The following is a 13,048-nucleotide window of genomic DNA, read 5'->3' as shown; positions in this document are numbered from 1 at the left end:
ATTAGTTTTTATAATGATATTGGTTTTCAGACAGTATGTTTCCTTGAGCATCTTTCACGAGTTTCAAACGGTTGAATTCATCGTATTTGTAATAGGTAGTATCCCCTTTAGGATCAGTTATCGTACTAACTCCTATAAGAGGTTGGTATGTATAAGTAGTAACCAGTGCGTTAGGCAAAGAGTTTCTTAAAGTGGCTAATGCCGCAAGCAAACTAACTTCATTTCCGGTATCTGATGCTGTTTCCAAATTTGACACATAGGATGATACTTCAGTATAAGTGGCATTTTCAATCTTGGCAATAGGTTGCGTTTTGTTGTAACCCCAAATTAGAGATACAGGAATACCACTTTCTAGAGTATACTGTTGAATATTTCCTTGATCATTGTATTGATTGTATGTGATTTTTTTCTCAAGGTTTCCGATGTTGAGAATACTAGGCAATGAATTTGGAAATTTAGCCGAGTAAATTGATTTTGGAAGTAGTAAATTACTTGTCGAAACGCTCTTGTCGTATATGGTTAATTGTTCAGATAATTTAGTTGCTCCTTTATACGTTTGTGTATCCAAAGGAATACCAACCATATTCATACTTTTTAATTCACTTACAAAAGGCTTATCTGCCATCTCAGTATCTTGTGCATAATAGTATTTAGTCTCAAGAGTTTCTTCTGCAGAGTTTTTTGTGATCTCTGAGGTTAATTGTAAGTGGATGGGATTGTTATAGGTAAATGTTTTGGTGGTTATGATAGGGTTTAATCCATTTAAATCAAAATGTTTTTCTGTCGTTTGTTTTAGAAAACTTCTTTTGGTTTGTATGAAGTATTTATTAACACTAAAAATTTGATAAATAAATGAGTTAAATGTGTTATAAAGTGTTGCATAAGAACTCGTAGAAACATTATAACCATCAATTTTTGTAGTAAAAGAAGGGTCAAAAGCGTATTCATTTATTTTTTCGCTTTTCAATTTTAAATCTCTATCATAAACCTGCTCTTTTATTAAGTTCCCGTTTCCAAAATTATTAGTATACGGTGATCCTGGTATCCAGTCTCCTTGAGCTAAAATAGGGGGCGCGTCAAAAACAATATCAAAACTGCTTTTTATCGCACCGTTTAATAAACTATGATTAAAAATTTTTATGACTGTTCGATAAGCTATGTGATAAGATTGTGAAAAATATAGTGAATTTAAGGTGGACGAACCAAGTCTGCATTGATATTCAGAATATTCACCTAGGTTATTGCTGCCTACTTCATAAAAAGAAATCGCGGGTTTTATAGTTTCCATAACGCCTGATGAACATTCTAAACAACCAAAATCACCATATTCATAATCTTCAGTCTGAATAGCTCCATTTATTGGATTAGAAATTATAGATTTAATTCTCATTCCACCTACTGGAACATTTTTCATAGTAGTAGTGACTTCATTGGCATATGTAAAACTAAGAGCCATATCAAGACATGGTTTAGCTAAACTGATTTCAAAGGAATAAGTATGACCTTTGATTAAGTCTACAAAAATATTGTCATAGTTTATGCCTCCTTCTATTTTACCAGTGAATTCTACGGGTAGACCCTGTGAATTTTGATATATTTTAACTGGAGTATTAGTGGTTGTATCCATGACATCTATGAAACCGGTTATCCAATGTGTTGGATATGTAGTTGGATCACAATCCTCAGTGGCATGAGGCAAATTTAAATACTGTACACTTGAATAAAAAAAGACTTTCTGTGTTGCAGCACTGGTTACTGTTATACTTTTAGAATTTGAAAATGAAGAAAAAGTACCTACGCTAAGATTGACGTTCTTAAATTTTTCCTCCTCTATTTCTTTATAAACAGAATGGGGTTCATAAATAAATTCGTTATATCCTTTGGTCGGATAAGTTATCTTTTTTAACATTCCCTTTATGCCAAATTGCGGATCTGCATCCCGATCTCCATTTACGTTTCTAAAAAGATTTTGTATCTGATCATAATTAAAATGTTCACTTGGACTGCTAGTGTAATCTGTGCTTGTGTAGTTAGATACATTTTTGGAAACTAAAAATGTATTTGGCTTTCCATTAAAATACCCCCAATTATCTCTGGCATAAGTCAGTCTCGGAGGAAGTTCATCTAGATTGTAATAATCAAATGTATGTGTTTTTGTGTCATTAGAATTATTTGGATTTACTTCACTTAATTTAACGAGAAATTTTCGGAAAGTATTAACGCCACAGTAGCTGCAATCCGGGGAAAGAAATTCATCAAGCGCTGTAGCAGTATAATAATTTAAAAGAAATTTTTTAATTATTTTATTGGAATAGTTTTTAATATTAATTTCAGATATTAAATAATCAGATCCGATAAAATTAATGGAACCGCCTTCCCATTGAATACTATCTAAAAAACTTTCACTGGAATATGTTTTTGAAACAATTGGATATTCATTTTGAGCTTGGGAATAAACTCCTGCTTGATATGTTGCTTTTATACTTTGGGATATCCCGGTATTGCGTATTATACTGTTTTTTGTATAGTTAAAGACAATAGATTTAGAGGCTACAGTTTCTATTTTAGATAAGTACCATGAAGTTTTATAGGGTGTTGAAGGAGCTGACATTCCACCTCCCATAATTTGATCAGTTCTGGAAAAAGAGGTTTCGGTTCCGTTATTGCCACCAAACCAATATTTCGTCCCATCGGGAGTAGTGATTAAAATATCAGGATTCGCCAAATTTGCTGAGCTAATAAAATTAGGCAACATTTCGATTTTTACAGCAGATGGCTCTATAAGTTTTACACTAAGATTAGAATCTAAATAGAATTTCCCTGAATAGCCATTGAAATTAAAATTAAAAATATCGGTTTGTGTATCGGCACAGTCATTACCAATAATACCTACTAGATCGACATTATTTATATTATAGGGAGGAGCAGGAAAATCAGCTTTACACAATTCATCAGGGTCATCGTATAAATTTCTGGTTATTGCGCCTCCAGCATTTAAAACCCAATCAATACCTACAAAAGATTCATACTTATCAACGTTAACTCCATTTGAGCTGTAGGAAAGACTTATGGGTAAATTTAATTCTTTTAAACTAATGGTATATAGTGGAATAGATGCTTGTATAGTTCCAGTAAATAGCCCTACAGGAATTTGGCCAAACTTACCGAGCTCAGATGTGTTTGGAGCAACGGGAACTTGTTCTTGAAGAAGTGAATTCACACCGCCGGTTTGAGCAATGCAATTAGTAAGAAAAAACAAAAAGAGCAATTTGTATATGTTTTTTTTCATTAGTAATGTTTTTTATTTTTAATGTGTTGTTGAAGAATCTAAAATTGTTATCGCTCGGCAGAATTTCCTGCATCGAATTGTTTTTTTAGATAGATTTATAAAGACTTTGGTCAAGTGATTACAAGAGCGTTACTGTTATTTATTTACCCTTGTTATAATTACGCTAACCTTTGAGTAGATGCCCTGATAAAAAAGAAAGAACAGTAAGGATAATTTTTAGTGCTCCCCGCTTTTAATTACTTTCACCCCATCAGTCTGCACATTCGTTTTTATATTGACAACGTAAACACCATGCGGATAAGGACTTAAATCTATTGGAACGGTACGGGAGTGTATATCAAATCTTTGCAAGGTCCGACCTGAGATATCAACCAATGTGGCTGTTCCATACTCAAAATCATATCCTATAATGATATTGGTAAAACTTTTGGCAGGATTAGGTATCGCTTCAACACTTGCCTTAATTTCCTCTGGTTTTATTTTGTCTTTAAGTTTTACAACCCAAAAGTCATTATTTCCAATATTGGAATTTTTATCTCGAGATGAATTTGAATTTGAAGTTCCGGCCAATAAGTATCCTCCATCCCGGGTTTCAATAAGTCTTCTTAATATATCTTCTCCACCGCTTCCTATTGTTTTTTTCCAAATTTCTTCTCCGGAATCATTAATTTTTAGGGCGATGTAATCATTTATTCCTTCTTTGTCAGCATTCATTTTCATTACCTGTAATCCCCCTCTTGGTGGTGAGGTATTTTCGCTTTGTGCGTAACCGCCAATCAAAAATGTATGATCTTTATTTTCGATTAAAGAGGTCAATATGTCTACTTTTCCAAAATCATAAGTTCGGCTCCAGACCACATCCCCAATGGCATCAATTTTTAAAACCCAATAATCTGTCCCGTTCCCCACGGTACCTCCCAATGAGGTAAGTGGGCTGGTGCTGTTTGAATTACCTCCTATTACATATCCTCCGCCGTCTTCTATTTGATGGATTACATACAATTGGTTATCACCATTGCCACCATAAGTCTTTTGCCATTCAATATCACCAGTATCATTAATTTTAATAATCCAATAATCTCCCATTCCACTATTAGCATCTGTTTTGTCTCCAGATTTAGGAGAATTAGAATATCCTCCCATAATATAGCCTCCGTCATTGGTTTGTTCCATGCTTCTAAGAACATCCGCAGATTCTCCACCGAACGTTTTTTGCCATTGTACCTTTCCTGTATTATCAATTTTTACAATCCAATAATCCATATTACCACGGCATTTTTCAGACTTATTAGTTAAGTCTGGTTTGCTTTCCATTGCTCCTTTCTGTTCAACGCCTGATTTAGGGTTTAAGGAACTATTTGATGACCCTCCAAGCATATAACCACCATCTTTGGTCTGAAAGGCACATACCAATTCATCTTGACCGCTTCCGCCAATCGTTGCCTGCCATTGTTCATCTCCTTTTGCATTAAGCTTAATAACCCAAAAATCAGTAATACCTTTACAGTCCGCCTTTTTGTTTCCTGTTCCTTCTTTTAGATTCGAAGGACTGTTTGAAGTTCCAGCTAAAATAAATCCGCCATCTCTTGTTGTTTTAATACTTTGTAATAAATCAAAACCGCTGCCTCCAAGACTTTTTTGCCAATCGAGATCTCCTTTTTCATCCATTTTCCAGACCCAATAGTCTAAGTCACCATTGTTAGTATCGGTTTTATTTCCGGTTTTATCAGACAAGGAACTTCCTGCCAGAATAAATCCGTAATCAGCGGTGGGCAACGCGTCAAAAAGATAGTCAGAATGTTTGCCGCCGTATGATTTTTCCCAAAGAATATCTTGAGATTGAGTAAGTAAAGGGTAAAAAGATAATAGTAGAAGTAATTTTATTTTCATATTCAAGTAAGTTTATTGGTAATAATAGTATCATTAATCTAACTATAGTAAAGAAGAGAAATCTTATTTTGTAATATTAAGTTCTGTGCTACTTTTGTGTTTGGATAGTTATTAATATCGAGCTGAGTTTTGATGTATTAATAAAAGGATACTTGTTATATTGGGCGCTATGTTTAATTATTTTGTAATGGAATAAACATGTTATTGCATGGTATAATTGTTCCATAGTTTTCTATGCAACATTTAATTTGAAATTTCCTCTCATAAGTAAGTTCTCATTATTTTTAGAAAAACTTCTTGTTGTTTTCTATTAAGTATTTAAAATTCAATAAAATACAATGAAGTGCTCAATTTGATTTTCACCATAAGAAGTAATATGAGGAATAATTTTCGCCGAAATTAATTACTTATTATTAACAAGAAGAATTAGACACTTCACTTTTAACAAATGAGGTAGTTGAAGTGCAAAAAATGTTAAAATTTACAATTTAAATTATCGAGCAAAAAAAATGCTCGACGGTATTATCGTGCATTTTTTATGATTTTTTTCAATTATAATTTAAATATCTCAGGCGAGAAGTTGAAAATTTAAAAAAACAAACTATGTGTATAAGGACGATTTTTTTTATATAAATCTAATGTATTAAAAAACATTATCGAAAGAGTTAAAATATTTGTTTAAGGAATCAGGTTATAAATTGTGGAAGTAGATATTAAATAAAACCTTGACTTATGGCTTCTTTCACAAGACAGGAATCATCTGTTACGTCAAAGGCTTTTTTCATCCGAAGAATACGTTTTTGGATAGCACTAGTGGTAAGGTGAACGATTTCCTCCAATTCTTTAATTTTATACCCTTTTGATAAATACAAAAGAATTTGACGATTATAATCTTCAATCATTAATTCTTTTTTCCATATTTCGTTGATGCAACTTTTCACCATCGGACTATGATATTGGTTGCCTTGCATAACTTCGACTACGGCTTGTTTTAATTTCTCAGGAGTAACATCATTCTTTATGATGAGTCCTTCAGGCCGTACTTTCTTGGCAATATCATATACAATGATAACTTCAGTATGTGCAGTTATCATAATAACTTTACAGTTAGGCATTTTTTCACGTATAGCAAAAGCTAAGTCACTACCGGATAAAATAGATTTTTCTTCATAACTGGGTAAGCCTTTATCAATGAGAGCAATGTCAAAAAAATCCTTAGAATTTGTTGTTCCTGAGAGAATAGAAAAGGCTTCTTTGCAAGTATAGGCTTTGGTGAAAACAGCTTGAGATAACCCGATAGGAGAGGTAGAAAGAGCATTAAGATAGCCTTCCACGGTCATGGGATGATCATCAACCAAAAAAATATTCATAGTTAGGGTATTTAACTTTGACAAAACAGGCGGTTTCTCTGCAAATGAAGCTGATTCCTATCGCCCAATGCTGTTCTTGTTAGTGGTATTCTATGTGTTTTTCTTTCCTCATCTTAGGAGGTTTTGACATCAAATTCTAAAAACAACACTACAGCTTGTAATCGCAAGAATCCTCATCAAATTTAATGAAATGACATTGTTTTTTTACAACAATAAATGCATTATTTCGTAAATATATATTGGGTCACAGTTCATCCCTCGATTGCTTCATCACAACATTCCCTTGAAGTCAATACTTCAGGTTGATATGCAAATTTATTCAATTATTAAAGTGACTAAAAAAACAGTAAATTAAAATAATTAGTAATCGCCGTAGTTGCTGATTTTCTTCGTGTGACAAATTCATTTTAATTTAATAGAGATGGCAAAAAGAATAAGACAATGGAGGAAATTATTATAAACCAGACATTCAATTAAAATGGAAAGATCTGGTTTTTATTTTTATTTTTGATGTGATTTATAAATTTCCTACAAATTGATAATAAAATTAAAAATTGTACTGCTCATTAATGTTTTTCTATTGACTATCGGATGTGATAATTCGGCTAACAATATTGAATTCAAGTCGGATGATACCAAGAATATTGATGACAGCATTCGAAAGATAGAAAAGGAAACCGAAAATAGATTCGCAGAAATTGTCTACGAGACTGACCAGCAAGAAGAGGTGAGTGTGGTTTTGTCAAAAAGGAATATGTTGTTGGGAATAGGTGCAGGAATGATCATTCTTTTTTCGGGAGTTTTTTTTGCTATATACCTTTTGAAATCTAAAAATAAAGAATTGCTTTTTGTGAAGGAACGGTATAAAGAAAATGAGAAAATTTATCAAATGATGCTAGACCAGCAATTAGAAGAAGAAAAAGCAAAGAGTAAAGAGAGGAATCATATAGCGATGGAATTACATGATGGTGTTGTAAACAGTATTTTTACAACACGATTTAATCTAATGCAATTAGACACAAATGCCTTCGAAAAAAAACAGGAATTGGTACAAGAGCTAGAGAAAGCAGCAAATGAAATTCGTAGAGTTTCACATGATTTGAGTAAAAACCTCTTATTTGAAGATAAAAGTTTCTCAGAGCTTCTTAATAATTTGGTAGAATCACAGCAAAGCCAGTGCGATACAAAAATTGATTTGTCAGTAGACAAATACATTGATTGGTCAAAGGTAACAAGTATCAATAAAATTAATTTGTATCGCGTTATAGAAGAAGCAATTCAAAACACTAGTAAATATTCTAAGGCAGATAAATGCTATGTGATGCTTTTGAAAAATCATGACAAAATAAAAATCCGAATCTGGGATAACGGAATAGGGTTTAATCCCGAAAGTGTGAAACAAGGTTTAGGCTTAAAAAACATCAAAGAGAGAACCAAAGAATTAAAAGGGGAACTCGAAATTACTTCTAGGATAGGTAGCGGAACCACGATAGAAATGGTGTTTTGAGAATTGCTACCCAGTAATATTAAATAAAATCGATTAATTTTTGTAAAAACACTTTTTTGCTAAAAATAGCTAGATAATAGACAAATGCCATTTCTTTTTTTGAGAGTTAATCACTAGTTTATGTTGTAATTGTTAATACTATATTTGTCTAAAATATTGACCAGGTATTAAAATTTGTAATGTCAAATCACAAAGACATTTAGTTTCTCCACTACCCAAGGAGTCTATTGTTAGTGCAGTTTTCATCAGGAACTCTTTAGGGGTAAGAGCCGACATAAGTCAGTTTTTTTATTTTGTAACGTCAATCAAAAATCCATATGAGTTTAGTTATCTTATTTTTGACCCAGTAGTATTTCGATCAAATTTTAATTAAGCAACCCTTGTTTGGCCCATAAGTCATAGTATTTACTTTTTTGTTCCATTAACTCTATATGATTTCCGGTTTCAATTATGGTTCCGTTTTGCATTACCATAATAGTATCTGCATTGGCAATAGTACTCAATCGATGCGCAATAACGATGACTGTTTTTCCTTCTGATTTGAAATTGTCAATTACCTTTTTTACAATATGTTCTGCATTAGTATCCAGAGAAGAAGTTGCTTCATCCATCAATAAAATTTCTGGATTTTTATATAATGCTCTGGCAATGGCGATTCGTTGTTTTTGCCCACCCGAAAGCATAGCGCCATTTTCTCCAATCTGCGTTTCAAATCCATTAGGTAGTTTTTCAACAAATTCTGTGATTCCTAATTGTTTGGATAGATTTAAAACGTGTTGAATATTCGGGAATGAATCCCCCAAAGCAATATTCTCGATTATATTTCCCGAAAACAGATTGAGTTGTTGGGGAATTACACCGATGCAATTTCGAAGACTTTGATAATGAATAAACTGGGTGTCATAATCTCCAATATAAATTTTTCCGTCTTTTAGAGGATATAAATTTTGCAAAAGTGAAATCAGTGTTGTTTTTCCGCTACCGCTTTCACCAACGATGGCGGTAGTTTCATTTTTCTTGAAGACGGCGTTAAAGTTTTTAAATACATCAGTTCTGGAACCATAGCGAAAAGAGACATTTTCAAATTTTATTTCACCAATATTGTTTTTTTGCAATTTGACTTTGTTTTCGGTTTCTTCCCGCTCTAAATCCATTATTTCAAATAGTCTGTCAGCTGCTATCAAAGCATTTTGAGCCGTTTTATTCATACTGATTAGCGAGGCCACTGGGGAGGTGAAGTATTCAATTAAAGCATAGAATGAAAATAATTCTCCAGGAGTTATAGCTCTGTCAATTACATATCCCGAACCAATCCACATTAATACAACTGTAAAAATGGAGGCTAAAAACTGAGTGGAAGCTACTGAAAATAAAGAGTTCAAACCCGATTTATAAGTGGTGAATAACAGTTTTACAAACCTGTTTTCGGTTTTCAAATTTGAAAATTCTTCGATTCCAAATTCTTTTACCGTTCGGATATGTGTTATACTTTCGACTAACTGAGTTTGTAAGTAGGCAGCATTTTCCATTATGTTCCTTTCCACTTTTTTATTAAATGTATTCAAAGCAAAATAAATCAGTCCATAAAAGGGAATAACAAGCAATATAACTAGGGCCAGTTTCCAGTGATAGGTAAACATCAAAGTAAAAGAGAAAATCACAATAAAGATATTGACAATCATGTCAATAGCTGTTTCGTTAATGAATGATCTGATTTTTACTGCATCATTTATTCTAGAGGTAATTTCTCCGATTTGCATTGTATCGAAAAATCGCTGAGGCAAGTGGAGTAAATGTTTATAGTATCCTAAAATTAATTTAGCATCTATTAATTGCCCGGTTTTCATTACAAAGATACTCTTTTTTGAACCGATGTAGGCTTGAAGTGAAATGATTGCAATCATGGAAACACTCAATAAATTAAGTAAGTTTCTATTACCTTCAACTAAAACGTAATCGATAATTTTTTGAATGTAAATAGACATTGCCAATCCTAAAACAGTAAAAAGAATAGCACCAACCAGAGCTTGAATTAAAATAGTTTTGTGAGGTTGGACCAAATACCAAAATCGTTTAACAGGTGAAATTTTTTCGTTATAGGTTCTAAAATCATCATTTTGTGCAAACAGAACTAATACTCCGGACCATATTTTGGAAAACTCTTCAAAGGTATAAGTTTCTATTTTACCAAAAGCAGGATCCATTGCTTCAATTTTTTCTTTGCTAACGGAATAAATTACAATATAATGATGAAATTGTTCTTTAACGACAACATGAGCAATAGCGGGTAAAGGAATTTTATCTAAAGCATCCAGCCCTCCTTTTACGCCTTTGGCGGTAAAACCCATTTTTTCTGCAGCTTCAATAATCCCAAGAACATTGGTTCCACGTTTATCTGTATTGGCATATTGTCTAATTCTGGCTATAGGTAGATTAATCTTAAAATGGTTTCCAATAGATGCCAGACAAGCTGCACCACAGTCTTTAATATCATGTTGTTTTATTTTTATTGATGCCATTAAAAGAAGATAAATAGGGGAGGAAGATGGTTGTCCTTCTCTGAATTAAATGATTGTTTTTGTATTCAATTTCCTCTTTGAAATTAAGTCGTTAATCGTTTCGGATTTAACCAATCATCCACCTTATCAAATAAGAGATCATAAAGGCTTCTTCTGGTTATCATATGACGTGTAGTGAGTGTCATTCCCTTTGTCACTTGGGTTTTATAGCCAGATTGTAAATTCATTGCTGTAGAATTTAAGGAGCATCGTACTTTAAAAAATGCCTGTTCACCTTGAATGGTAATATTGTGGTCTATGTCAACTACTTTTCCTTCCAATAATCCCCATTGATTGTAATTGAAAGCGTCGATCTGAAATTTTACTTTTTGGTTTTTTTTGATGAGTCCAATATCATTTGGCAAAACAGTACTTTCTACAATTAATTGATCTACAGCAGAGATGTTAGCGATGGGTTGTAAGGCATTGAGGAAAGAACCAATTTGAATTCCTGAGAAATTCTCAACAGTACCACTTATCGGAGCAGTAATAATATAGTTCTTGGTTTCAACATTTATTTTTTCAAGTGTTCCGTTTAAGGTTTTTAATTGGTCTTCGAGTTCTCTTTTCTTGTTTTGCCAGGCACATCGTTGGTTTTTGTCAAATCCAGAAAGTGCTTGTTGAGAATAGGTGTATTCGAAACTATATTTTTCAAACTCGGCTCGAGCTATTACGCCTTTGTCATACAATTGTTTGTTACGATCGTAGCCTGTTTTGGCTTGAGCAATTTTACTTTGCAGTTCGTTTTTTTTACTGGTATAGCTATTCCATTCTTGTTGTATTTCTGGAGTTTTGAGTGTATTGCTTTTACCTGAGACGACAAAAGACAAATCAAGGATTCGATTCTGCAAATCGATTGAAAGCTCTTGATTGGTAGCTTTCTCCGTATCCAGATTTTCTTGTGAGAGTTGCACGAGTGTATCGCCTTTTTGAACGATACAATTGTTTTTGAGATTGACAAACCTAACTTTACCATTAACCAAACAGTTGATAGGGACATTATCGGTTGTACTGCGAATGAGTCCTCGACTCTGGCTACTTATGTCTACTTTGATTATTGGTAGTAATATTAGAAAAAGTAGGATCGCAAGAATAAGTACCAGGTATATAGAAATACTCTTGGTTTTGTTTTTGGCAATTAAATTTTCTAAGGTGTTTACGGGGTCTGAACTGAAGTTCATTTTTGATAATGATTTTAAAATTAGTTTAAAGTTATCGAATGTAATTTTATAGATTCAAATCATCTATTTTATAGGTTAAATATTGTTTTAAAAGCTTTTTGTAGAGTAAAAAAAGGAAAAAAGCAGAAGGAAAAATAAAGATAAGTATATCGAAAAAGTACATATTATTAAAAAGTAAATAATATTTAATTGCTAACGGATTTTTAGAAATAAATAAATTCACCCAAATATTGTTTAATATAAACAGTGAACTCGTTGTAATTATATAAAGAGGAACAATTGAACCAAATAATAAAACTAGTCTTGAAAAAGGAATTTTTAATAACCAGTCTGATAAACGATTGTTTGTTTTATTAAAAAAAAATAGATGGACATAATTATTGAAATTATCAGCTTTTATTTTAAAGTCATTTGATTTCTTTGTTGAGGATATGAAAACATATATTAGTAGTAAAGCTAGTAATACCTCTAATATGAAAAATTCATAAATATTTAAATTAAAAAGTTTTACTAAAATATTTTGCTCTTCTCTTTTGAAATCAACAATATGGGAATATGTTGTATATAAATCAGTTAATCTGAAAATTAATATTGCAAAAGAGATTAAAATGATATAAAATTTATTTTTCAAAGGTAAAGTGTATAGATGTTTAAATTTTGATAAAGTAAATCCAACCTATGGTTAGGTTGGATTATACATTTTTATCTTAGTTAGGATTGGTATCATAAACAGGAGCTTTTTTTGCAGCACAACCGCTTATTAACAAACAAGCACCTAGAATCAATAATGGAATGAACCCTCCATCGGTTTCTTTAACTTCCTGAGCATTAAGCTCAACTAAATTCAAATTATCTAAATTCATTTTTTAAGTTTTTTCAATGTTAATTAATTGTTGTAACAAAATGGTTTTCTCGAGAATTCCTTTTTACTTCTTTTCGCATTTCGTTTTTACTGCAAATGCAAATTCTGTTTTGCTCTGTATTTTATAGGGTTACATAACAGCTGTATCAATCCCTTGGCTTTGTTTTTTTGAAGGGTAACAATTTAGCTTTATCTAAATCCCTGTGCTCTGTTTTTTATAGGGTTACATATCAGCTGTATCAATCCCTTAGCTTTGTTTTTTTGAAGGGTAACAATTTAGCTTTATCTAAATCCCTATGCTCTGTTTTTTTTGAAGGGTTACATAACAGCTGTATCAATCCCTTGGCTTTGTTTTTTTGAAGGGTAACAATTTAGCTTTATCTAAATCCCT

The 13,048-nt window shown here is 32.3% G+C and carries 8 protein-coding genes; 1 reads left to right on the top strand and 7 read right to left on the bottom strand.

The features are described from left to right. Position 1 precedes the first annotated feature (1 nt). From ABEB23_RS07945 to ABEB23_RS07935, 3 genes are all read right to left on the bottom strand, one after another. Positions 2 to 3,289 (bottom strand): RHS repeat domain-containing protein, encoded by a 3,288-nt coding sequence (locus tag ABEB23_RS07945; RefSeq protein ID WP_348812005.1) that lies wholly within the window; start codon positions 3,287 to 3,289, stop codon positions 2 to 4. A 216-nt stretch (positions 3,290 to 3,505) separates the two neighbouring features. After that, positions 3,506 to 5,179 (bottom strand): T9SS type A sorting domain-containing protein, encoded by a 1,674-nt coding sequence (locus ABEB23_RS07940; RefSeq protein WP_348812004.1) that lies wholly within the window; start codon positions 5,177 to 5,179, stop codon positions 3,506 to 3,508. A 713-nt stretch (positions 5,180 to 5,892) separates the two neighbouring features. Further along, positions 5,893 to 6,549: a response regulator gene (locus tag ABEB23_RS07935; RefSeq protein WP_348812002.1), complete on the bottom strand. Its 657-nt coding sequence runs from the start codon at positions 6,547 to 6,549 to the stop codon at positions 5,893 to 5,895. Between the two features lie 535 nt (positions 6,550 to 7,084). Between ABEB23_RS07935 and ABEB23_RS07930 the strand changes: the two genes are divergently transcribed. Continuing rightward, entirely contained in the window at positions 7,085 to 8,056 is a 972-nt protein-coding gene (locus ABEB23_RS07930; protein ID WP_348812000.1) for a sensor histidine kinase, read from the top strand. A gap of 365 nt (positions 8,057 to 8,421) precedes the next feature. Here ABEB23_RS07930 and ABEB23_RS07925 read toward each other — a convergent pair whose 3' ends face one another. The 4 genes from ABEB23_RS07925 to ABEB23_RS07910 all read right to left on the bottom strand — a co-directional run bounded on the left by ABEB23_RS07925 (position 8,422) and on the right by ABEB23_RS07910 (position 12,658). After that, on the bottom strand, positions 8,422 to 10,575 hold the full coding sequence (locus tag ABEB23_RS07925) for a peptidase domain-containing ABC transporter (protein ID WP_348811999.1): 2,154 nt from the start codon (positions 10,573 to 10,575) through the stop codon (positions 8,422 to 8,424). An 83-nt stretch (positions 10,576 to 10,658) separates the two neighbouring features. Next, positions 10,659 to 11,795 carry an HlyD family secretion protein gene (locus ABEB23_RS07920; RefSeq protein WP_348811998.1) on the bottom strand — a complete coding sequence of 379 codons (1,137 nt, stop codon included), beginning with the start codon at positions 11,793 to 11,795 and terminating at the stop codon, positions 10,659 to 10,661. 46 nt (positions 11,796 to 11,841) lie between these two features. Next, entirely contained in the window at positions 11,842 to 12,426 is a 585-nt protein-coding gene (locus tag ABEB23_RS07915; RefSeq protein WP_348811997.1) for a hypothetical protein, read from the bottom strand. Between the two features lie 76 nt (positions 12,427 to 12,502). Beyond that, positions 12,503 to 12,658: a class IIb bacteriocin, lactobin A/cerein 7B family gene (locus ABEB23_RS07910; protein ID WP_348811995.1), complete on the bottom strand. Its 156-nt coding sequence runs from the start codon at positions 12,656 to 12,658 to the stop codon at positions 12,503 to 12,505. Between the last annotated feature and the right edge of the window lie 390 nt (positions 12,659 to 13,048).

This window comes from Flavobacterium maritimum, from assembly GCF_040049085.1.
GTDB lineage: Bacteria > Bacteroidota > Bacteroidia > Flavobacteriales > Flavobacteriaceae > Flavobacterium > Flavobacterium maritimum.
Note: the sequence above shows the minus strand (reverse complement) of the source record. Positions and strands in the feature narration are given on the sequence as shown.